The sequence below is a fragment of the Massilistercora timonensis genome (assembly GCF_048354975.1).
Lineage (GTDB): Bacteria > Bacillota > Clostridia > Lachnospirales > Lachnospiraceae > Massilistercora > Massilistercora timonensis.
In genome coordinates, this window is record NZ_DBGCJQ010000075.1 from 1 (window position 1) to 21,981 (window position 21,981).

General features: G+C 54.1%; 19 protein-coding genes and 1 tRNA gene. 1 reads left to right on the top strand and 19 read right to left on the bottom strand.

Features of this window, described 5'->3' with window-relative positions:
* The 13 genes from ACML7B_RS07010 to mgtE all read right to left on the bottom strand — a co-directional run.
* Window positions 1–397: GntR family transcriptional regulator (locus ACML7B_RS07010; RefSeq protein ID WP_418540167.1), on the bottom strand; the 397-nt coding region annotated here is incomplete at its 3' end.
* A 45-nt stretch (window positions 398–442) separates the two neighbouring features.
* The gene (locus ACML7B_RS07015; RefSeq protein WP_346708305.1) at window positions 443–1,834 is read right to left on the bottom strand and encodes a 2-isopropylmalate synthase; all 1,392 of its coding nucleotides are present in this window, start codon (window positions 1,832–1,834) and stop codon (window positions 443–445) included.
* 261 nt (window positions 1,835–2,095) lie between these two features.
* The gene (gene ilvA / locus ACML7B_RS07020) at window positions 2,096–3,310 is read right to left on the bottom strand and encodes a threonine ammonia-lyase (RefSeq protein WP_106788122.1); all 1,215 of its coding nucleotides are present in this window, start codon (window positions 3,308–3,310) and stop codon (window positions 2,096–2,098) included.
* Between the two features lie 25 nt (window positions 3,311–3,335).
* Complete coding sequence (ftsY, locus tag ACML7B_RS07025) at window positions 3,336–4,277, bottom strand: signal recognition particle-docking protein FtsY (RefSeq protein WP_418540171.1); 942 nt, start codon at window positions 4,275–4,277, stop codon at window positions 3,336–3,338.
* 24 nt (window positions 4,278–4,301) lie between these two features.
* Window positions 4,302–7,862, bottom strand: a complete 3,561-nt coding sequence (gene smc / locus ACML7B_RS07030) for a chromosome segregation protein SMC (RefSeq protein WP_418540174.1) — start codon at window positions 7,860–7,862, stop codon at window positions 4,302–4,304.
* A 7-nt stretch (window positions 7,863–7,869) separates the two neighbouring features.
* Window positions 7,870–8,568 (bottom strand): ribonuclease III, encoded by a 699-nt coding sequence (rnc, locus tag ACML7B_RS07035; protein WP_418540177.1) that lies wholly within the window; start codon window positions 8,566–8,568, stop codon window positions 7,870–7,872.
* Window positions 8,569–8,633: 65 nt separating this feature from the next.
* Complete coding sequence (gene acpP, locus ACML7B_RS07040) at window positions 8,634–8,867, bottom strand: acyl carrier protein (RefSeq protein ID WP_106788119.1); 234 nt, start codon at window positions 8,865–8,867, stop codon at window positions 8,634–8,636.
* A gap of 31 nt (window positions 8,868–8,898) precedes the next feature.
* A complete protein-coding gene (plsX, locus tag ACML7B_RS07045; RefSeq protein WP_418540180.1) occupies window positions 8,899–9,924 on the bottom strand; it encodes a phosphate acyltransferase PlsX in 1,026 nt (341 codons plus the stop codon).
* Between the two features lie 205 nt (window positions 9,925–10,129).
* Window positions 10,130–10,309, bottom strand: coding sequence for a 50S ribosomal protein L32 (gene rpmF / locus ACML7B_RS07050; RefSeq protein WP_004606185.1), 180 nt, complete (start codon window positions 10,307–10,309; stop codon window positions 10,130–10,132).
* Between the two features lie 3 nt (window positions 10,310–10,312).
* The gene (locus tag ACML7B_RS07055) at window positions 10,313–10,774 is read right to left on the bottom strand and encodes a YceD family protein (protein ID WP_418540182.1); all 462 of its coding nucleotides are present in this window, start codon (window positions 10,772–10,774) and stop codon (window positions 10,313–10,315) included.
* A 124-nt stretch (window positions 10,775–10,898) separates the two neighbouring features.
* Window positions 10,899–12,089, bottom strand: a complete 1,191-nt coding sequence (locus ACML7B_RS07060) for an acetate kinase (RefSeq protein WP_418540185.1) — start codon at window positions 12,087–12,089, stop codon at window positions 10,899–10,901.
* A 43-nt stretch (window positions 12,090–12,132) separates the two neighbouring features.
* Complete coding sequence (gene pta / locus ACML7B_RS07065) at window positions 12,133–13,134, bottom strand: phosphate acetyltransferase (protein WP_106788115.1); 1,002 nt, start codon at window positions 13,132–13,134, stop codon at window positions 12,133–12,135.
* Window positions 13,135–13,243: 109 nt separating this feature from the next.
* Window positions 13,244–14,668, bottom strand: coding sequence for a magnesium transporter (mgtE, locus tag ACML7B_RS07070; protein ID WP_418540187.1), 1,425 nt, complete (start codon window positions 14,666–14,668; stop codon window positions 13,244–13,246).
* Between the two features lie 82 nt (window positions 14,669–14,750).
* Here mgtE and ACML7B_RS07075 point away from each other — a divergent pair, with 82 nt between their 5' ends.
* Complete coding sequence (locus ACML7B_RS07075; RefSeq protein WP_418540189.1) at window positions 14,751–16,034, top strand: nucleotidyltransferase; 1,284 nt, start codon at window positions 14,751–14,753, stop codon at window positions 16,032–16,034.
* Between the two features lie 62 nt (window positions 16,035–16,096).
* Here ACML7B_RS07075 and ACML7B_RS07080 read toward each other — a convergent pair whose 3' ends face one another.
* From ACML7B_RS07080 to ACML7B_RS07105, 6 genes are all read right to left on the bottom strand, one after another.
* On the bottom strand, window positions 16,097–16,954 hold the full coding sequence (locus ACML7B_RS07080) for a DegV family protein (protein ID WP_418540192.1): 858 nt from the start codon (window positions 16,952–16,954) through the stop codon (window positions 16,097–16,099).
* 36 nt (window positions 16,955–16,990) lie between these two features.
* The gene (locus ACML7B_RS07085) at window positions 16,991–17,788 is read right to left on the bottom strand and encodes an MBL fold metallo-hydrolase (protein ID WP_346708292.1); all 798 of its coding nucleotides are present in this window, start codon (window positions 17,786–17,788) and stop codon (window positions 16,991–16,993) included.
* Between the two features lie 24 nt (window positions 17,789–17,812).
* Window positions 17,813–18,403 carry a dephospho-CoA kinase gene (coaE, locus tag ACML7B_RS07090; protein WP_418540195.1) on the bottom strand — a complete coding sequence of 197 codons (591 nt, stop codon included), beginning with the start codon at window positions 18,401–18,403 and terminating at the stop codon, window positions 17,813–17,815.
* Between the two features lie 13 nt (window positions 18,404–18,416).
* A complete protein-coding gene (gene polA, locus ACML7B_RS07095) occupies window positions 18,417–21,032 on the bottom strand; it encodes a DNA polymerase I (RefSeq protein WP_418540198.1) in 2,616 nt (871 codons plus the stop codon).
* Window positions 21,033–21,175: 143 nt separating this feature from the next.
* Window positions 21,176–21,258 (bottom strand) — tRNA-Leu (locus tag ACML7B_RS07100).
* Between the two features lie 66 nt (window positions 21,259–21,324).
* The gene (locus ACML7B_RS07105) at window positions 21,325–21,960 is read right to left on the bottom strand and encodes a hypothetical protein (RefSeq protein WP_418540201.1); all 636 of its coding nucleotides are present in this window, start codon (window positions 21,958–21,960) and stop codon (window positions 21,325–21,327) included.
* Window positions 21,961–21,981 lie beyond the last annotated feature (21 nt).

The following is a 21,981-nucleotide window of genomic DNA, read 5'->3' on the forward strand; positions in this document are numbered from 1 at the left end:
CCGCTACCTGCCTGGCCTGTTCCTGACCCGGTTTCTTCAGGTAGAACTCCGACAGCAGGATCACTTCCTCCAGGGCTTCGATCTCTTTTTGCGTAATGTGTTCCGTGGCCCACCGGGCGCACAGCCCTTCCAGCATGGAGCGGATCTCATAGATATCCCGCACGTCCTTGCTGCTGATCCCGGTCACATAGGCTCCCCGGTTTGGAACCAGGGTCACCAGTCCTTCCAGTTCCAGCTGACGTAAGGCCTCCCGCACCGGCGTGCGGCTCACCCCCATCTCTTCTCCGATGGCGGCCTCCCTAAGTTCCTCATGATCCTGATAGACTCCGGATAAAATATTTTCTCTCAGCTTGTGAAATACTTTTCCTCTCAGCGATTGATCCTGATATTCTTCCATATTTCCTCTCCTTCTCCCCTGCAAATGCTCTTTCCACGGTCGGGATTAATCAAGCCGGATCCCCAGTTCCCGGCAGGCAGTCTCGATCACTGCGGTCAGTTCCTCGTCCGTCAGTACGGTCACGCGGCCGCTCTCATATTCCTGGTCCACCCAGGCTTTCACCTTCTGCACAAGAGCGGAGTTTTTATCCACCTGCGCTTCCCCGGTCAGCCGGTAATAGGTATTGATCCAGTGAGCGATCCCCGCAAGGCCTGAGGTATTGGATACCGTCACACGGGGCGGCTTGTTCAGGAATTTCTCCGTATCGAAAATGTTGTAGATCTCTTCATTCTTGAGAAGGCCGTCCGCATGGATCCCGGCTCTGGTCACATTAAAGTTATTTCCTACAAAGGGAGTGTTGGCCGGGATCTTATAACCCAGTTCTTTCTCATAGTAGTCCGCGATCTCCGTGATCACCGTGGTGTCCATGCCGTCCAGGGAACCCCGCAGCTGGGCGTACTCGAAGACCATGGCTTCCAGTGGCGTATTCCCGGTCCGCTCCCCGATCCCGAAGAGAGAACAGTTCACCCCGGATGCCCCGTAGAGCCAGGCAGTGGTAGAATTGCTCACCGCTTTGTAGAAATCGTTGTGGCCGTGGAACTCGATCAGCTCGCTGGGAACTCCCGCGTGTACCCGCAGGCCGTAGATGATCCCGGGGATAGACCGGGGGATCACCGCGCCCGGATAATTGACCCCATATCCCATGGTATCGCACACCCGGATCTTGATGGGGATCTTGTACTCCTCCATCAGGTGCATAAGCTCCAGGCAGAAGGGGATCACAAACCCATAGATATCCGACCGGGTGATATCCTCCAGGTGACACCTGGGGCTGATCCCCGTCTCCAGACATTCCCGGATAACAGAAAGGTACTGCTCCATAGCCTTCTTTCTTGTGGTCTTCAGCTTATAGAAAATGTGGTAATCCGAGCAGCTCACCAGGATGCCGGTCTCCTTCAGGCCGATCTCCTTCACCAGCTCAAAATCCTTCTTGTTGGCCCGGATCCAGCTGGTCACCTCCGGAAAACGATATCCCCGCTCCAGACATTTATAGACAGCGTCCCTGTCCTTCTTGCTGTAAAGGAAGAACTCCGACTGGCGGATCTTCCCCTCCGGCCCGCCCAGCCGGTGGAGATAATCATACAGCTTCACGATCTGATCCGTGCTGTAAGGCGCCCGGGACTGCTGGCCGTCGCGAAACGTGGTATCCGTGATCCAGATCTCATCCGGCATGCAGTGTGGCACGATCCTGTCGTTGAACGCGATCTTCGGAATCTCATCATAATGAAACAGATTGCGGAACACATTTGGCTTTTCCACATCCACCAGCGGATACATGTGCTCCTCCAGCTGCAAAAGATTCGTATGCTTGTCCAGATATACCTTCCTGTCTTCCATGATAACTTTCACCTCTTCGAATTGTTTCTTCGTATAATTGTATACAATTATACATTTCCTGTCAATACCTGCCAAAAATAATTCGCAACGATTTTGTATAGATATTCCAGAAAACTTCGAAAGTTTTATCCCTCCACATAGAAAAATGGCGAGATGAAGGATTGACAATTCAAACAACTCCAACAACTCGCCATTTGGGTACACCGCATTTTGCAATTTAGGACGTAGTAAAGTTCAAAAAGGCTACGTCCTCTTATAAAATTAATACAATTTCGCTCCGATCTCTCTCGGCCGCAAGCCTTCATCTTCCAACGCCTGCATGATTTCGTGCTTATGCTCGGTTCCGAAGGCCTCGATGGTAAGCCTCAGCTCTACCGCCGCATTCCGGTTGGTGCTGACAAACTGGTTGTGCTCCAGCTTGATAACGTTGCCCTGGGCATCTGCCACGGTCTTGGCTGTACGCACCAGTTCGCCCGGTTTATCCGGCAGCAGCACGGACACGGAGAAGATCCGGTCGCGCTGGATCAGGCCGTGCTGTACCACGGAGGACATGGTGATGATATCCATATTTCCGCCGCTTAAAACTGCTACTGCCTTTTTGCCTTTCAGGTCCAGCTGCTTCAGCGCAGCCACTGTCAGAAGGCCGGAATTTTCCACGATCATCTTGTGGTTTTCTACCATATCCAGAAATGCGCCGATCAGCTCGTCGTCCTGCACTGTCAGGATCCGGTCGATATTTTCCTTCGCATACGGGAAGATCTTCTCTCCCACCTTCTTAACCGCAGTACCGTCGGCGATGGTGTCCGCGCTGTCCAGAGCTACCGGCTCTCCTGCCTGGAAGGCCGCGGTCATGCTGGCAGCGGCGGCAGGCTCCACGCCAATCACCTGGATCTTGGGATTCAGCATCTTCGCCAGAGTAGAGATCCCTGTCACCAGCCCGCCTCCGCCGATGGGCGCCAGAATATAATCCACAGTGGGAAGCTCCTGTACGATCTCCATGGCGATGGTTCCCTGGCCGGTGGCAATATCCAGATCGTCAAAGGGATGAACGAATGTGGCCCCGGTCTCTTCCGCAAGCTTCAGCGCATAAGCGCAGGAATCATCATAGACATCCCCGTGGAGCACTACTTCCGCCCCATAGTTCTTTGTCCGGTTGACTTTGATAAGGGGGGTGACCGTCGGCATAACGATGGTTGCCTTACACCCGAACTTCTGAGCCGCAAATGCCACGCCCTGGGCATGGTTCCCGGCGGAAGCTGTCACAAGCCCTTTGGCTCTTTCTTCCTCTGACATGGTGCTGATCTTATAGTAGGCGCCCCGCACTTTGTACGCGCCGGTCTTCTGCATGTTCTCCGGCTTCAGATAGATCCGCCCGCCGCTCTGCTGGCTCAGATACTCACTGTAAACCAGCTTGGTGGGAAGGGTCACATCCTTCACGATCTCACTTGCCTGTTCAAATTTCTCCAGTGTCAACATCCTTTCATCCTCCTCTTCGTATTCTTTACTCACTCTCTGTCCCCACAGAAAACAATGCGTTCACAAAGGCATCCGCATCAAATTTCTGCAGGTCGTCAATGGTCTCTCCAACACCGATATATTTTACCGGGATCCCAAGTTCCGCCTGGATCGCCACTGCGATCCCGCCCTTGGCCGTCCCGTCCATCTTGGTAAGGATAATGCCGGTGATATCCGCCACTTCACTAAATTCCCTGGCCTGCTGAAGGGCATTCTGTCCAGTGGTTGCGTCTAGTACCACTAACGTCTCCCGAAATGCTTCCGGGTACTCCCGGTCAATGATCCGGTTCATCTTCTTCAGTTCTTCCATCAGGTTCTTCTTGTTGTGAAGCCGTCCGGCAGTGTCAATGAGAAGTACATCCGCGTGCCGGGCTTTGGCCGCTGCCACCGCGTCATAGACCACAGAAGCGGGATCCGCCCCCTCCTGGCCGCCGATCAGTTCTGCCTGCGCCCTTCCGGCCCATTCCTTCAGCTGCTCTCCTGCCGCGGCCCGGAAGGTATCCGCCGCCGCCAGCACCACCTTCTTGCCCTGGGCCCTAAGTTTCCCGGCCAGCTTGCCAAGGGTGGTAGTCTTGCCCACGCCGTTGACACCGATCACCATGACCGCGGAGGTCTGGGTCTCAAACTGATACGCTGTCTCTCCCACATCCATCTGCTCCCGGATACTCTCGATGAGAAGCTCCCGGCAGTCAGCAGGCTCCTTGATATGCTGTTCTTTTACCTTTTCTCTCAGATCATCCAGGATATTCTCCGTGGCCTGCACCCCAAGGTCCCCCATGATCAGAACTTCCTCCAGCTCCTCATAGAAATCCTCGTCAATATGAGAAAATCCATTGAAAATGCTGTCCATACCGGATACGATATTATCCCTGGTCTTGCTGAGTCCGTCTGCCAGTCTTTGAAAAAATCCTTTCTTTTCCTCTGCCATCCTGCACTCCTTTCTCAATAAAATCTATTTGTCCAGTTCTCCTTCCAGAAGGCTGACGGATACCAGGGTAGATACCCCCTTCTCCTGCATGGTGATCCCGTACAGCCGGTCCGCCGCCGTCATGGTGCCCCTCCGGTGGGTGATCACGATAAACTGGGTGTTTTTGGTCAGCTTATGAAGATACTTGGCAAAGCGGACCACATTGTTGTCGTCCAGCGCAGCCTCGATCTCGTCCAGCAGACAGAAGGGCGAAGGCTTCAGATTCTGGATGGCGAACAACAGCGCGATGGCTGTGAGAGCCTTCTCCCCTCCGGAGAGCTGCATCATATTTTGCAGCTTCTTGCCCGGCGGCTGGGCGATGATCCGGATCCCTGCCTCCAGGATATCCTCGTCCTCCATCAGCTCCAGCGTACCCTTTCCTCCGCCGAACAACTCTTTGAAAACCTGGTCGAACTCCTGGGAGATCCGGGCAAACTGCTCCTGGAACTGCTTGCGCATGGCAGCGTCCAGCTCTTCAATGATCTGCATCAGTGTGGCTTCCGCCTCCACCAGGTCGTCGTGCTGCTTCTTCAGAAAATCATAGCGGTCATACAGATTCTTGTAATCCTCGATGGCATTGACATTCACATTGCCCAATCCCCGGATCTCATTTTTCAGTTCCTGGATCCGCCGCTTCATCTTGGCCAGGTCTGTAAGATTGCCGTCCCGCAGCTCCAGCGCCCGGTTGTAGGTAAGCTCATACTCTTCCCACATATAATCATACTGCTTCTGGGAAGCCTCCTCATAGGATTCCTTCTGATTCTCCAGACGGAATACCTCTTTGTCCAGCTCTGCCATGTGGCCGGACAGTTCTTCCCGCTTCTGGAGGAAGGACCGGTGCTTCCTGGTCAGTTCTTCCCGCTGGTTCTTGTATTTCTCGATCTCTGCCTGGATCTCCTGGAACAATTCTCCGGAATTCTCGATGGTCTGCCTCAGATCCTGGATCTTTTCCTCTTTCTCCTGGATCTCCCTGGATGTGCCACCCTTGTTTTCTTCCAGTTCCTTCAGTTCTTCCTGGAATTTCTCCATCTCATCCTGGATACGGGTCACATTCTCCAGCACAAAATCATACTTCTGCTCCAAACCGGCGCAGACAAGATGCATTTCTTCCGCAACTTTCTGCTTCTCGGTCTCAACTTCATGCTCCTGATCCAGAACTGCCTGCTCCTCTTCGATCTTGGCCGTCAGCTGGACTTCCAGCTCCTGGGACGTATCCAGCTCCACATTGATGGACTCCTGATTGTCCACAATATCTGTGATCTGCCGGTCCAGATCCTGAGCCTCTTTCTGGATGTCCTCCACCAGATCCCTGGAAGCCTTCACTCTGGCCCCCGCCTGGTCCGCGTTCATCTTTGCCGTATTCTGGACTACGTATGATTTCTGGAGCTGTTCTTTGATCTCCTCAACCTTCTCATAGCAGCCGGCCCGTACCTGCCTGAGCCGGTCTGACTCTGCCTCGAATTCATCCATCTCTTTTTTCAGCTGCCGCACGGTTTTCTCAAATTCTTCGATCTCCCGCCTTCTGCTGAGAAGGTTGCTGGAATTCTTAAATGCACCTCCGGTCATGGATCCCCCCGGATTGATCAACTCGCCCTCCAGGGTTACGATCCGCAGGGACTGCTGGTATTTCCGGGCAATGGCCGTTCCTGTGTCAATGTTGTCCACCACCAGGGTCCGCCCCAGCAGATAGCCCACCAGTTCCCGGTACGCCGGATCGCTTTTTACCAGGGTGTCGGCCACGCCGATCACGCCCTTTTCCTTTAACGCTTCCGGCCGCTGGATCCCGCCTCTTGCCTTCATGCTGGTAAGAGGAAGGAAGGTGGCACGCCCGAACCGGTTCTGTTTCAGGAAACGGATCATCCGCTTGGCCGTCTCTTCATCGGAGGTGACGATATTCTGGATGTTGCCTCCCAGAGCGGTCTCCACGGCGATCTCGTAATCTTTCTCCACTTTGATCAGGTCCGCCACTACGCCAAGAAGGCCTGGTTCCTGCCCTTTGTGGTCCATCACCTTCCGGATGCTGTTGCCGTAGCCATCGTAGCGCTCAGTGATATTTTTCAGGGACTCCAGCCGGGACTGCTCCCGGTGATAGGCAGTCTGGCCGATCCGGAACTTCTCCGTCCGTCCTGCCAGATCCTTCTGGATCGTCTCAATCTTCTCTTCATACTCCCGGTTTTCGGCGGCCAGGGTCCGGATCTCCCCGGAAATGCGCTCCAGCTCTTCCAGATATCCGTTCTGCTGTTTCTCCTGGGAAGCGGCTTCTTCCTCCGCTTCTGCCGCCCGGCGGGAAAGCTGTTCCCGGCGCACCTGGATCTGTTCCAGCATGGTATCATACTTCTGGATCTTGGCCTTGGTGGAAGCCCGGTTGTTGAGAAGCTCCATGATATCGCTTTTATTCTTGTCAATAGAGGCAGACAAGGTGGCGATCCTGGTCTGGACTGTGATCAGTTCCTCTCTTGCCTGATTCTCCAGGGCCTGCTTCTTCTCCAGTTCCCCTTTGATCTCTTCCTGTTCCTTCTGGCGTCCGGCCAGCTGGCCCTCCCGGTCCAGAAGCTCTGTCTCGATGGTCTTGGCCCGCTGGTCGTAATGCTCGTCGTTCATATGGGCGCTGTGGATCTGCTCCCGCAGAAGGGCGATCTGATTCTCCAGCTGCTGTTTCAGCATAGTGGTCTCATTGAGCTGGCTCTTGGCCTTCTCGATGGCCGCCTCAATGCCGTCTACCTGCTCTTCTACCGCCTCGTACTCCTGCTTCATATCCGCATAGGCGCTGCCTGCCTCTGCAAGCTCCTGACGGGTAGCAGCAAGCTTTCCTTCGATCCCCTGGATCTGCTCCCGGATCCGAGCTGTCTCCAGAAGAAACATATTAATATCGTAAGTCTTTAACTCCTCCTTTTTCCGCAGATATTCCCTGGCAGTCTCCGCCTGCTTCTCCAGAGGCGTGATCTGCTTCTCCAGCTCAGCCAGGATGTCGTTGACCCTGAGAAGGTTCTGCTGTTCCTCCTCCAGCTTCTTGACCGACAGATTCTTCCTGCGCTTGAATTTCACGATCCCGGCCGCCTCGTCAAAAAGTTCCCGCCGCTCTTCCGGCTTTCCGCTTAAGATCCGGTCAATCTGGCCCTGTCCGATGATGGAATACCCTTCCTTACCGATACCGGTATCGTAGAACAGCTCATTCACATCTTTCAGCCTGCACAGACTCCCATTGATCAGGTACTCGCTCTCTCCGGAGCGGTACAGCCGCCGGGCCACCGTTACTTCCTCGTAATCGATGGGCAGCTGATGATCGGAATTGTCCAGCGTGATGGCCACAGAGGCATAGCTTAAGGGCTTGCGGTTCTCTGTCCCGGAGAAGATCACGTCCTGCATACTGCCGCCCCGCAGCTGCTTGACTCTCTGTTCCCCCAGCACCCAGCGGACCGCATCGGCCACGTTGCTCTTCCCGCTTCCGTTAGGCCCCACGATCCCGGTGATCCCGTTATGGAAATCAAATTTGATCTTATGGGCAAAGGACTTAAAACCCTGCACTTCGATACTTTTTAAATACATACTCCACCTACTTTATCTCTTGCTTTTTCAATTCCAGCAGGGCGTGATACGCCGCTTCCTGCTCCGCCCGCTTCTTGGTGTGGCCCGTGCCGGTCCCGTAGATCTCATCCCCGATGCACACGGCAGTCCGGAAGGATTTGTCATGATCCGGCCCTTCCTCCCCCATCAAGCGGTAGGTCACCCGCTGATCCCGGAATCTGGCCTGCACAACCTCCTGAAGGATAGTCTTGCTATCGAAAAAGAGCTTCTTGTTCTCCAGGTCGCTGAGTACCACCTTGTGGATAAACTCTTTCGCGTTAGTAAAACCACCATCCATATAGATCGCGCCGATCAGCGCCTCCAGAGCGTCTGATGTAAGAGAATCCCGGTTTCTCCCGCCGGTGGCCTCCTCCCCTTTTCCCAGGCGGAGATACCCTCCAAGATCCAGCTGTCTTGCGCAGAATGCCAGCGCCGGCTCGCAGACGATGCTGGCCCGCATCCGGGTCAGCTCTCCCTCCGGGAACTTTGCCTCATCCTGGAACAAAAACTCGCTGGTCACCAGCTCCAGCACCGCGTCCCCCAGGAATTCCAGCCGTTCATTGCTTTCATATTTCTCCATGTGGGCTTCGTTGATGTAGGACTTATGAGTCATGGCCCGCTCCAGGAGACGGCGGTCGTGAAACTGATATCCCGCCTTTTTCTCTAATTCCAATAAATCTTGCTTCATCTGTTCCTGCTCCATAAAATGAAAAAGCCCTGCCGGGCTTTTTCATTTCTTCCTAAAACCTGTGCCTAGTTACTGGTCGCCGCTTTGATCTGCTCTACAGCATCCTCCACCGTAGCGATTTTTTCCGCATCCTCATTATCGATCTCGATATCAAAAGTCTCCTCGATCCCCATAATGATCTGGAAGATATCCAGAGAATCTGCCTGCAGATCGTCCACAAACCTGGTCTCCATGGTGATCTCCTGTTTGTCCACGTTCAATACATCCGCGATGATATTCTGTAATTTCTCGAATTCCATACTCTTTTTCTCCTTTTTCTAACTCTTTGCTTTATCCCTGGGCAATGTTCTGCTCTGTTTGGATACATTCCCTGATCTTTTCGTTGATTCCCTGTTTCTTGAACGTACAGCACTGCCAGATGGTGTTGCGCACCTCCTGCGCCTTGGAACTTCCGTGGGTCTTCACCACAAGTCCGTTAAGGCCCAGAAGCGGCGCTCCGCCGTACTCGGAGGCGTCGAATGTCTTCAGCGTCTTCTTCAGCGCCGGCTTCACCATAAGCGCGCCGATCTTGCTCCTGAAAGACGTCATCATTCCCCCTTTGATCTTGTCCATGAAAACGGAACCCAATCCTTCATATAGCTTGAGGATCACATTTCCCGTAAACGCTTCACAGACCACAACATCTGCCTGACCCTTGGGGATCTCTCTGGCTTCCACGCTTCCGATGAAGTTGATCCCTTCCGCTTCCTTAAGAAGAGGGAATGTCTCCTTCACCAGCGCGTTTCCTTTCTCTTCCTCCGCGCCGATGTTGACGATGCCTACCTTGGGATTGGCGATCCCCATCACGTGTTCCATGTAGATGGAACCCATCTTGGCAAACTGGACAAGATGAGAGGGTCTGGCGTCCACATTGGCTCCGCAGTCCACCAGAAGGCTTACTCCCTTTGCCGTGGGGAACAGTGGGGCAAGGGGCGGACGTTCCACACCTTTGAGTCTTCCCACGATCACCTGTCCTCCCACAAGGACCGCTCCGGAACTTCCGGCTGAGACAAAGGCGTCTGCCTTTCCTTCCTTTACCATCTTCATTCCCACCACAATGGATGAATCCTTCTTCCTGCGGATAGCATTCACCGGCGGCTCCGCCGTCTCGATCACTTCCGTGGCGTTCACGATCTCGATCTGATCCCCGGAATACCCGTTTCTTTCCAGCTCCCGGCGGACTACTTCCTCCTGTCCCACCAGACAGACATGGATATCCGGACGATCCGCCACAGCCTGGACCGCTCCCTTTACAATCTCGCCCGGCGCGTTATCCCCGCCCATGGCGTCCAAAGCTACTGTTGTCATCTCCGTCATGATCAATGATTCCTCCTCGCGCTACTGACATAATTCTACTAGACCTTTTTCTAAAAATCAATATCTTTATTCAATTGGGGACGTGGTATTTTCAGAAATACCACGTCCCAGATTGAAAATACCCTGTCCCTAATTGAAAAAAATCAGGAAGAACACTGCAACCGGGCATTCTTCCTGATCTTTTTTCTCATCGTCTCAGTTGTTCTTAGTCCTGAGGAATGATCTCTTTTTTGTTGTAAGAGCCGCAGGCCTTGCACACTCTGTGAGGCATCATCAGCTCGCCGCACTTGCTGCATTTTACCAGGTTCGGCGCGCTCATCTTCCAGTTAGCTCTTCTCTTATCTCTTCTGGCTTTTGAAGATTTGTTCTTTGGACAGATCGACATAGGTTACACCTCCTTAAAATTCTTAAACACATCGCGGATAACTGACATTCTAGGGTCAAGGCTTGTGTCTTCGCAGTCACAAGTTCCCTCATTCAGGTTTTGACCACATACGCTGCAAATCCCCTTACAGTCTTCGCCGCACAGAATTTTCGTCGGCCACCCTATGAGAATCTCATTGCGGACCAGCTGGTCCACATCGAGCGTATATCCGTCAATATAGTTGGTTTCTTCCTGATCGTCCAGGCTGACCTTCCTTGAGAAATCCACCATAAGCGGCGTCTCCACCGGGGTCAGGCACCGGTCGCAGGGAATGGAAAAAAGAAACTCTGCTTTTCCCGTGATCTGGAGCTTGCGCTCCTCCACGTACTCCACCGTGATGGACGGCGGACTTTTCCGAAGGATGGGAAAATGCTCTCCCCCCAGGACGAAATCCTCCATCTCCACCGGTACATCCTGTTGGATCATTGTGTGTTGTTCAGACAAAACACATGACAGGTCTAATAACATCGTTAATTACTCCTATCCACACCTAAACTATTATATCACGAAAAATACGTTTGTCAACCACAAACCATTGAATTTCCAGCTTTTATACCAGCGCTACCGTCTCTCTTGCAATGGCCAGCTCTTCGTTGGTCGGGATCACGGCGACTTTTACCTTGGAATCTGCCGTGGAGATCAGAAGATCCTCGCCCCGCTTCTTGTTGGCTTCCTCGTCCAGAGTGATCCCCAGATAGCCAAGATAGGAAACTACCATCTTACGGACGGTGCCTGCGTTCTCGCCGATCCCTGCAGTGAAGGCGATAGCGTCTACGCCGTTCATGGCCGCCACATAGGAACCGATGTATTTCGCTACCCGGTAGCAGAATACTTCCATGGCTGCCTTGGCATACTTGTTGCCGTTGTTCATGCCCTCTTCCAGGTCACGGAAGTCGCTGGACAGGTTCTTGGAAAGTCCCAGCACACCGGATTTCTTATTCAATACGTTCATCACGCCTGCAATGTCCAGATCTTCTTTCTTGGAAATGTACTCCATGATGGCCGGATCCATATCGCCGGACCGGGTTCCCATTACCAGGCCTTCCAGAGGGGTAAGACCCATGGAGGTGTCCACACATTTTCCGTTCAGCACTGCGCTGATGGAAGCGCCGTTTCCAAGGTGAGCCACGATGATCTTGGAGTTGTCAAGATCCAGTCCCAGGAACTGGGCCGCATGTTTGGATACGAAGCTGTGGCTTGTCCCGTGGAATCCGTAACGGCGTACTGCGTATTTCTCATAATACTCATAAGGAAGGCCATAGAGATAAGCCTTCTCCGGCATGGTCTGATGGAAAGCGGTGTCGAATACAGCCACCATCGGTGTCCCCGGCATCAGCTTCTGGCAGGCGCTGATCCCGATCAGGTTGGCCGGATTGTGCAGCGGCGCCAGGTCGTTGCATTCTTCGATGGCTTTTACCACCTCGTCCGTGATCACTACAGAGTTGGCAAACTTCTCTCCGCCGTGTACCACACGGTGTCCCACAGCGCCGATCTCGTCCAGGCTCTTCACAACACCTGTCTTTTCGTTGGTCAGCGCGTCGATCACGAACTGGATCGCCTCGGTATGGGTAGGCATTGCCTTGTCAGAGATCTCTTTCTCTCCGCCCTCCGGCTGATAGGTCAGGCGTCCGTCGATGCCGATCCGCTCGCAGAGTCCTTTTGCCAGGACTTCCTCGGACTCAGAGTTGATTAACTGGAATTTCAAAGAAGAACTTCCGCAGTTGATAACTAATACATTCATTTCTTTTCCCTCTCTTTATTTAAAATGTATGTTCGTTAATGATTTAGTCCTCTGCCATGCACTGTACGGCTGTGATCGCTACTACGCCCTCGATATCCTTGGCGCTGCAGCCTCTTGACAGGTCGTTGACCGGAGCGGCGATGCCCTGGGTCAGCGGGCCGTAAGCCTCTGCCTTGGCCAGTCTCTGGGCCAGCTTGTATCCGATGTTGCCCGCGTCAAGGTCCGGGAATACCAGTACGTTTGCCTTGCCTGCTACCGGGCTGCCCGGCGCCTTGGAGGCTCCCACTTCCGGAACGATGGCTGCGTCAAGCTGGAATTCTCCGTCCAGCTGCAGGCCTTCCGGCGCGTTCTCCTTGGCGATCCTGGTCGCCTCTACCACCTTGTCCACATCCGGGTGCTTGGCGCTTCCCTTGGTGGAATGGGACAGCATTGCCACGATAGGCTCCTTGCCGGTGAGAAGACGGAAGGAATCTGCGGAAGAAAGTGCGATGGCCGCCAGCTTCTCCGGATCCGGGTTCTGCTCCAGACCGGAATCCGCGAAGATAAAGGTTCCGTCCGCTCCCATGTCGCAGTCCGGTACTACGATCACGAAGAAAGCGGATACCAGCTTGGTCCCCGGCTTGGTCTTCAGGATCTGCAGGCAGGGTCTCAGGGTGTCTGCTGTAGAGTGGCAGGCACCGGATACCATTCCGTCCGCATCCTTCATCTTCACCATCATAACGCCGTAATACAGATAGTTGGTAAGAAGCAGCTCTCTTGCCTGCTCCTCTGTCATGCCTTTCTTCTGGCGCAGTTCCACCAGCTTGGCAATATACCCTTCTGTCTTCTCAGAAGTAGCCGGATCCACGATGGTTGCGCCGCTGATGTCAAAATCTCCCTTGTTCTTTGCGATCTCTTCTTCGCTTCCCACAAGGATCAGGTTGGCGGTCCCTTCCTTCAGGACAGCCTCTGCCGCTTCGTAGGTTCTGATGTCCTCGGTCTCAGGAAGAACGATCGTCTTTTTACAGGTTTTCGCTTTTGCTTTGATTTCATCTATAAATCCCATGATTATAGACTCCTTTCCATTTTTTCTCAGTATTTTTATTATAATACAAAGAGACCTTGAAAAACAAGGTCTCTTCCAAGAATCTTATGTATATTATTCAAAACAGTTTCTACAGATGGAACACATAACTTACAATGGCGAAATACACACTGATAGTACTGATATCCACCAGCGTGGAAATGAGAGGCGTTGCCATGATCGCCGGATCCAGCCCCACCCGCTTGGCCACCAGCGGCAGGGTACATCCCACCACCTTGGCGATGATCACTGTGCAGGCCATGGTAACTCCGATGGTCAGCGCCACCAGGGCATCCCCCTGGCCCATCACAAGGATCCTAAGCCCGTTTACCACCGCCAGCACTACGCTTATGCAAACGGCGATGCGCACTTCCTTCCAGATCACCTTGAAAAGGTCCGCGAACTCGATCTCTCCCACTGCCAGCCCGCGGATCACCAGGGTAGAACTCTGGGAACCGCAGTTTCCCCCGGTACCGGTCAGCATGGGGATAAATCCCGCGATCTGGGGCATTACCGCCAGCGCCGACTCGTAGCTGTTCATGATCATCTGGGTGATGGTAGCGGAAAGCATCAGGAACAACAGCCAGGGAAGACGGCTCTTCACATGCTCCAGGATGGTGGTGCCAAAATAGGTCTCCTCGCTGGGATTTACACCGGCCATGATACTGATATCTTCCGTGGTCTCTTCCTGCAGTACCGCCATGGCGTCGTCTACCGTTACGATTCCCACCATGCAGAACTCATGGTCCACGATAGGCAGCGCGATCAGGCCGTATTTATTGATGATATTGGCCACATCTTCCTGGTCGTCCGTAGTGTGGGCATAAAGAAGGTTGGTGTCCATGATCTCTTCAATGGTCTTGGACTCACTGGTGGTGAGAAGCTCCTTTACATCCACCTGGCCGATCAGCTTCCGCTTCTCCGTGACGTAACAGGTATAAATGGTCTCCTTGTTGATACCTACCTGCCGGATCTTCAGGATGGACTCCGCCACCGTCATTTCCTTTCTCAGCGCAATGTAGTCTACATTCATCACGCTTCCGGCGCTGTCCTCTGGATACTGGAGCAGCTGGTTGATCTGGGTCCTGGTCTCCTCGTCCGTGGCGAGAAGGAGCCTGTCCACCACATTGGCAGGCATCTCTTCCAGAACGTCCACCGTATCGTCCAGGTACATCTCTTCCATAACTTCTTCCAGCTCAGAATCCGTCAGGGCGTTGATCAGGAGCTCACGCATATCGCTGTTCATGTAAGTGAAGGTCTCCGCCGCTTCCTCTTTGGCCAGGAGACGGAACACCATCACCAGGTGCTTCTGGTCAAATTCTTCCAGAATGTCGGCCAGATCCACAGGATACATGTTATTTTCCAGCTCTTCCTTGAGTTCCTTGTACTGTTTGTGGTCCAGCATGTCCAGGATCACATCTTCTGTCAGCCGGCGACGGTCATCCGGGTTCTCCCACTCCTGAATGTCCTGTTCTTCCTGTGTCTGCGGTGTCTCGGTCCGTTTTTCCTCTCCCATGGATCTCCCTCCTTTCTGATATTTGCCTGGTCGGCCTTTCTATAGTATAATCAATTTGAAAAAAAGATACAAGGAGAATCTCATGAAAATTGTCGGATTGATCACAGAATACAACCCGTTCCACAACGGCCATCTCTATCATCTGGAACAGGCTCTGGACATCACCGGGGCGGACGCGGCCATCGCCCTTATGAGCGGAAACTATGTCCAGCGGGGCGCTCCGGCCATCATGCCCAAGCACCTGCGCGCCCAGGTTGCCCTGGAGGCCGGAGTCCCTCTGGTCCTGGAGCTTCCCGTCTGCTACGCCACCGGGAGTGCGGAATATTTTGCCTCCGGCGCCGTCTCCCTCTTCCAGCGTCTGGGCTGCGTGGACGCCATCTGTTTCGGCAGCGAATGCGGGGATTACTCCCTTCTGGAACGGATCGCTCAGGTCACGGCAGAAGAACCGGAAGAATACCGCTTCTCCCTGCAGGAAGCCCTCCGGGAGGGAATGTCCTTCCCTCTGGCCCGGCAGATGGCGCTGAAGCAATATTTCCGGGATGAACTGCCCTCAGAGATCCTGGAGCAGCCCAACAACATCCTGGGCATTGAGTACATCAAGGCGCTGCGCCGCCAGAACAGCCCCATCAAGGCCTATACCATCAAGCGGAAGGTGTCCGGCTACCACGATGAACATCTGTCGGAAAGCTACAGCTCTGCCTCCGCCATCCGCCGGCTCCTGGAGGCTGCCGGCAAGGCCATCCACCTGGAGTCCGAGGGCCTCTTTGACGAGCCCACTCTGTCAGAAGCCCTGACCCGTCTGGAAGGCCAGGTTCCTCCTGCCTGTATCCGTTTCCTGGAGGAAACCCACCGCAGGAGATACCCGATCTATGCCAATGATTTCTCCCTGCTCTTCAAGTACCGGCTTCTCACAGAATCCCGGGAGTCTCTGGTCCGTTACCAGGATGTGACGGAAGACCTGGCCAACCGGATCTGGAACCACCGGAATGATTTTATTACCATGGATCAGTTCTGTGATCTTCTGAAGACCCGGGATATGACTTACGCCCGTTTAAGCCGCTGTCTCTTCCACATTCTTCTTGGAATTACAAGGGGAGACATGCTTTCCTTCCATGAGGCCGGCGGTTGCGGCTACGCAAGAGTCCTGGGCTTCCGCCAGGACAGTACGGCTCTCCTTACCCATATCAAGGAGCATTCCCGGATCCCGCTGATCACAAAGCTTTCCCAGGGGGACACTCTTACCGGACCGACGGCCCGGATGCTGGAGCTGGATCTCTTCGCCGCGGATCTCTATGAGAGCGTGATCACGGAGAAATATAAACTGCCTTTCATCAACGAATACCAGCAGCAGATCGTGCGGTGCTGATCACAAAAAGAACTCTCTGAGATTCCTGATCCCAGAGAGTTCTTCTCTCATTTCACTATATTTTACAGCTCAATCTTCTTGCTGCAGGCAATGGCGATGGCCCCCGGCCCGATATGGCAGCTGACGCTTAAGGACAGCCGGTCCATCACAATGTCATATCCCGGCAGCCGCTCCGCGATCTCCTGCTTCCACTCCTGGGCCATTTCGTCAGAGCAGGTGTAGGCGCCTTCCAGGTGGACTTCCTTCCCGGCGAACCGCTCCTTGATATCTTTCTCCATGGCGTCCAGCATGGTCTTCTTGGCCGCTTTGATACCCCGCACCTTGGCAAATGCATCCAGCTTCTCTCCCTGGATGGTGAGCACCGGCTTTAAGTTCAGGACCGTGCCGATGGCAGCGGCAGCAGGTGTCACTCTTCCGCCCTTCTTCAGGTATTTCAGTGTATCTACAGTGATGTAGATACTGGCTTCCAGCTTCTCCCGCATAAGCACGTCCACGATCTCTTCCGCGCTCATCCCTTTATCCCGCATCTCGATGGCGTCCCACACCGACTGCTGCTGGGTGATGGAGATCCGCTGGTTGTCCACCACATAGACCTTCCCTTCATAATCCCGGGCCAGTCCCATGGCTGTCTCGCAGGAACTGGAAAGCCCGCTGGACATAGGGATGTAGATGATCTTGTCGTTATCCTTCAACACCTCGTCCCACAGTCCTGTCACTTCCGCGGGGGACGGCTGGGAGGTAGAGATATCCGCGTCTTCCGCCAGACGCTGATAGAATTCTTCCTGGGTCAGGGTAATGTCCTCATAGAACAGTTCCCCGTCGATATAGAAGGGCATCGGCAGCACCCGAATGCCAAGCTTTTTTGCTTTTTCCTGTGTGATCCCGCTGTTGCTGTCAGTTACGATCGCTATCTTCTCCATAGATTTACCCTCAATTCTCCTCTTTTCTGATGATCTTTATAATGTAATAACCTGTGAAACGCTGTCCCGCTTTGCCACCATCATGGGAATGTCTTCCCCCCGGTAGGGATTGTCTCCCATGCTGACTTCCAGCTTCACCGTCTCATAGGCAAGCTCCGCGTAATTGTTCTCCTTGCTCAGGTGCCCCAGCACTACATACTGGAGACCGTCATGCAGGATATCGCAAAGAAGCCGTCCCGACCACTCGTTGGACAGATGGCCTTTGTCTCCCATCACCCGTCTTTTCAGCGGATAGGGATAGGGTCCCACCTCCAGCATGTGGATATCGTGATTGGCCTCCAGGACCACTCCATTTAAGCCCTTTAGATTCTCCACCGTATATCCGTCATACATGCCCAGGTCCGTGGCAACCGCCACCGCTTTCTTCCCATTCTCGATCCGGAATCCGGAAGGCTCGTTGGCGTCGTGGGAAATGGCGAAAGGCCGCACTTCCATTCCGCCCAGGGCAAATCCCTGGTCGATCTCTACCGGGTGCAGCAAGCCTTCCGGCAGGCTTCCCAGGCTCCTGCAGCTTTTGATCCCCTCGATGGTGCCTTTTGTGGCATAAACGGGGATCTCATATCTGCGGCTGAACACGCCCAGTCCCTGGATATGGTCGATATGTTCGTGGGTGATCAGGATCCCGTCCAGTTCCTCACCTTTGATGTCCAGTTCCTTTAACCCTTCCTCGATCCGCTTCTTGCTGATCCCGGTGTCCACCAGCAGGTGAGTGTGATCGTCTCCCACATAAATACAGTTTCCGCTGCTCCCGCTGGCAATACTGCATAGTCTCATATGTATTTCATCCATCCTTTACAACTACAATTCTTTGATGATCTTGTCCAGCTGCAGCATGGTCTCCGCGAACACGCCGCTGTTGTCGATCACCCGGTCGCTGTGCTCCAGGAACATTTCCTTGGGAAGCTGCGCCCGCATAATGCTTCTGATCCTGGCCGCGTCATATCCCCGGGAGTAGTACAGCCGGTTCTCGCGGACCGCCTCCTCCACATAGATATACCAGATCTCATCGCAGATCTCATCGTAATGATCCTCGATGAGAAGCGCCGCCTCGATCACAAAAAGATTGGTATTCTTCCTTTCTTCCTGGCGGATCTTCTTCAGGATCTCGTCCTTCACCGCCGGATGTACGATCCGGTTCAGTACCGAGAGCTGAGAGCGGTCTGCGAATACAATATCTCCCAGCCGCGCCCGGTCAAGCTCTCCCTTTTCGTCCAGGATCTCCTGGCCGAAGTGCTCTACGATGGCATCATAACATGCCCCGCCCTTTTTCTGAAGTTTCTTTGCCACCTCATCTGCCTGGCATACGGTGGCCCCGTATCTGCTGTTGAGATACTCCAGGACCTGTGTCTTCCCTGCTCCGATGCCGCCTGTGATTCCAATGATCTTCATACGCTTTCACCTCTTACTTTGCTTCGTACCAGTTTTCTCCTGTGTGCATATCTATCTCCAATGGCACATCCAGGGATGCCGCCTGTTCCATTTCCTCCCGCAGGATCATCTCTACCTGAGCAAGTTCCGGCTGATAGGCTTCGATCAGAAGCTCATCGTGGACCTGCAATACCAGACGGGAGCGCATCTTTGCTTCCTTCAGCCTCCGGCCAACGCCGTTCATGGCGATCTTGATAATGTCCGCCGCCGTCCCCTGGATGGGCGCGTTCATAGCCACCCGCTCCCCGAAGGACCGCTGCATATAATTGCTGGAAGCAAGCTCCGGCACCGGACGGCGCCTTCCAAATAAAGTGGTCACGTAGCCCTCTTCCCTGGCGTGGGCTACCGCATCGTCCAGGAATCTCTTGATCCCCGGATAGGTCCGGAAATAATCTTCGATATACTGTGCCGCCTCTTTGCGGGTGATGCTTAGATCCTGGCTCAATCCAAAAGAACTGATGCCATATACAATACCGAAATTCACTGCCTTGGCGTTCCTGCGCTGGAGAGGAGTCACCTCCTCAAACGGTACATGGAACACCTGGGACGCCGTGATCCGGTGGATGTCCCTGGCCTCCCGGTAAGCCTGGATCAGATTGGGATCCCCGGAACAATGGGCCAGCACCCTGAGCTCGATCTGGGAATAATCCGCATCCACGAATACATAGCCTTCTTCCGGGACGAAAACCTTCCGGATCAGTCTGCCAAGTTCCACCCGTACCGGAATATTCTGCAGGTTAGGCTCCGAGCTGCTGAGCCGCCCGGTAGCAGTCACCGTCTGATGAAACTTCCCGTGGATCCGCCCGTCCGGCCCGATAAAGTTGGCAAGACCGTCCGCGTAAGTGGACTTCAGCTTGGCAAGCTGCCGGTATTCCAGGATCTTCGCCACCAGCGGATAATCCGGGGCCAGCTTGTCCAGCACCTCCGCCGCCGTAGAGTACCCGGTCTTGGTCTTCTTGGCGTGGGGCATTTCCAGTTTCTCAAACAGGATCACACCCAGTTGTTTGGGTGAGTTGATGTTGAATTCTTCTCCGGCCAGCTGATAGATCTCCTGCTCCAGTTCCACGATCCGCCCGCCCAGCTGTTCGCCGTAAGCCTTCAGGGCAACCGCCTCTACTTTGACGCCGGCCCGCTCCATCTCCCGAAGGGTAAAGACAAGTGGCATCTCCACTTCCCGGAACAACCGGTCCATCCCGGTCTCCTGAAGCTTCCCGGCAAGTATGGGGCAGGACGCCCAGGCGGTGTAGGCCTCATAGCAGGATTTCTTCTTCGTCTCCAGCTTCTCGTCGATCAGAAGATCCAGCTGCTCTCTGGCCACATCGGTATAATCATAATCGCTTTTCAGCGGATTCAGAAGATATGCGGCGATGATGGGATCAAAACAATGTTCCTCCCTAAGATCCGGCAGCTGATCCAGGTATTCCTTCAGTCCGCACATCACGAACTCCCCGGCCTTCCCGGCCAGCGCCGACAGCTTCTCAAGCAGCACATCCATGCCAAGCTCCATGGAACAGGGGATGGTCACGATCTGCTCCGGCCCGTAGGCAAGAGAGATCCTTCCATACCCGGAAGCATGGGCGAAAAGGGGAAGCACCGTTTCCTCATCCACAGTAAGAGCCGCTCCTACCCGCTCCGCCTGCTCCGCCTCCGCGAAGATCTTCTCGATCTCTGAAAGCTCTGTCACTTCCTGGAAATGCTCTTCCACCTTATTGGCATCCGCCTGGACGTCAAACCGGCTAAGAAGATTCTTGAACTGCAGCCGCTGGAACAGGGTGTGGGCCTGCGGGGTATAAAGGTCTCCCCGTCTGGCTTCCTCCAGGTGAAAGGGAATGTCCGCATGCGTCTCTATGGTTGCCAGGACCTTGCTCATCCTGGCCTGGTCCCAGTATTCTTTCAGATTTTTGCTGGCCCTTGGCGGCTTGATCTCATCCACATGGGCGTAAGCATTTTCCAGAGAATGATACTCCTCTATGATCTTGGTGGCCGTCTTCTCCCCCACTCCTGGAACCCCGGGGATATTGTCGGAAGCGTCCCCCATCAGGGCTTTCACATCGATGAATTCCTGAGGTGTAACCCCGTAGCGCTCCTTCACCTGATCCGCGTTGTAGTCTTCCACCTCGGTCCGTCCCTGCTTTGTCTTGGGGATTCGGATCTTCACATGCTCTGTGGCAAGCTGCAGGGTATCCCGGTCTCCCGAGATAATGGACACGTCAAGGCCCTGCTCCTCACAGCGCCGGGACAGGGTCCCCAGAAGGTCGTCCGCCTCAAGGCCGGCCTGCTCGATGATCTTCACTCCCATGGCCCTTAGCACATCCTTGATCACCGGCACCTGTTCCCGCAATTCTTCAGCCATGGGCTTGCGGGTGCCTTTGTAATCCCCGTAGAGCTCATGCCGGAAGGTGGGCGCATGGACGTCGAAGGTTACCGTAAGGTACTCCGGCTGCTCCTCGTCCAGGATCTTGAACATAATATTTAAGAAACCGAACACAGCATTGGTATGGAGCCCTTCCGAGTTGGTCAGGTCCGGCACCCCGTAGAACGCCCGGTTCAGGATGCTGTGTCCGTCGATCAGTACGATTTTCTCTCTCATCAGATCTGCCTCCAATATCGGCTGATAAGCGCACCTGTTGCGCTATCATCCAGTATACACTAAAACCGGATATTTTGAAAGCCGAAAATTATCTCCAGGAGGCAAAACAAAAACAGCCTTCCAACTGTGAAAGGCTGTTCTACTGCGGATGGTGGGACTTGAACCCACACGAAGTCACCCCCGCAAGATTTTGAGTCTTGTGCGTCTGCCATTCCGCCACATCCGCTTATCCCGGCTTCTTGGGAAGCCGAGAATTATTGTATCACAAAGTATTCTGGATTACAACCACTTTTTACATGGGGAACAAGGCGTTGTCAAGAGCTGTGGTGTCTTCCTCCGGGATCGAGTACACATTGTCGGCATCCGCCGTCACCCGGATGGTCATGCTTTCCGCTTCCCCGTACTCCGGCTCTTCCAGCCTGTCCTGCATAAGGTCGTACATGGTCTCCATGGTCATCTGGTTAAGCTCCTCGTCGCCTGGGATCTCTCCCGCTTCGGAAAGCTGTGCCATAAGCGAATCCGTCAGTTCTGTCTCCAGGCCGTCCAGTCCCACAAAAGGCTCCACCGTCACCTGGATCTTGAATCCGTCCTCGATCTCAGTCACCTCTCCCAGGGAATATTTGGCCAGCTTCGCCATGTCCTGGAAAAGCTGCCGGTAATCCTCCTGCAGCTCCTGGGAGGCCCCCATCTCCTCGAAGCCTACTGCGGCCATGGTAGCGTCCATATTTCCTTCATACATCTCTCTGGCTTCCTCTTCCGTGGAGTCTGTCAGTTCCATGTAGGAGTCAAATTCTCCCTTGTAGCTGGCGTCCAGCACAGCCTGGGCGTATTCTTTGGCCTCATCCTCCGACATCCCGCCGCAGCCGGTAAGCGTCCAGGCGGAAAGCGCCAGCACAAGGATAAGGACCAGACTCTTCATTTTCTTCATTGCTCTTCCCTCCTCATCTTT

Coding starts and splice junctions, on each gene's coding strand:
- ACML7B_RS07015 (WP_346708305.1), bottom strand. CDS start 1,834: ATGGAAGACAGGAAGGTATATCTGGACAAGCATACGAATCTTTTGCAG.
- ilvA (WP_106788122.1), bottom strand. CDS start 3,310: ATGTTGACACTGGAGAAATTTGAACAGGCAAGTGAGATCGTGAAGGAT.
- ftsY (WP_418540171.1), bottom strand. CDS start 4,277: ATGGCAGAGGAAAAGAAAGGATTTTTTCAAAGACTGGCAGACGGACTC.
- smc (WP_418540174.1), bottom strand. CDS start 7,862: ATGTATTTAAAAAGTATCGAAGTGCAGGGTTTTAAGTCCTTTGCCCAT.
- rnc (WP_418540177.1), bottom strand. CDS start 8,568: ATGAAGCAAGATTTATTGGAATTAGAGAAAAAGGCGGGATATCAGTTT.
- acpP (WP_106788119.1), bottom strand. CDS start 8,867: ATGGAATTCGAGAAATTACAGAATATCATCGCGGATGTATTGAACGTG.
- plsX (WP_418540180.1), bottom strand. CDS start 9,924: ATGACGGAGATGACAACAGTAGCTTTGGACGCCATGGGCGGGGATAAC.
- rpmF (WP_004606185.1), bottom strand. CDS start 10,309: ATGTCGATCTGTCCAAAGAACAAATCTTCAAAAGCCAGAAGAGATAAG.
- ACML7B_RS07055 (WP_418540182.1), bottom strand. CDS start 10,774: ATGATCCAACAGGATGTACCGGTGGAGATGGAGGATTTCGTCCTGGGG.
- ACML7B_RS07060 (WP_418540185.1), bottom strand. CDS start 12,089: ATGAATGTATTAGTTATCAACTGCGGAAGTTCTTCTTTGAAATTCCAG.
- pta (WP_106788115.1), bottom strand. CDS start 13,134: ATGGGATTTATAGATGAAATCAAAGCAAAAGCGAAAACCTGTAAAAAG.
- mgtE (WP_418540187.1), bottom strand. CDS start 14,668: ATGGGAGAGGAAAAACGGACCGAGACACCGCAGACACAGGAAGAACAG.
- ACML7B_RS07075 (WP_418540189.1), top strand. CDS start 14,751: ATGAAAATTGTCGGATTGATCACAGAATACAACCCGTTCCACAACGGC.
- ACML7B_RS07080 (WP_418540192.1), bottom strand. CDS start 16,954: ATGGAGAAGATAGCGATCGTAACTGACAGCAACAGCGGGATCACACAG.
- ACML7B_RS07085 (WP_346708292.1), bottom strand. CDS start 17,788: ATGAGACTATGCAGTATTGCCAGCGGGAGCAGCGGAAACTGTATTTAT.
- coaE (WP_418540195.1), bottom strand. CDS start 18,403: ATGAAGATCATTGGAATCACAGGCGGCATCGGAGCAGGGAAGACACAG.
- polA (WP_418540198.1), bottom strand. CDS start 21,032: ATGAGAGAGAAAATCGTACTGATCGACGGACACAGCATCCTGAACCGG.
- ACML7B_RS07105 (WP_418540201.1), bottom strand. CDS start 21,960: ATGAAGAAAATGAAGAGTCTGGTCCTTATCCTTGTGCTGGCGCTTTCC.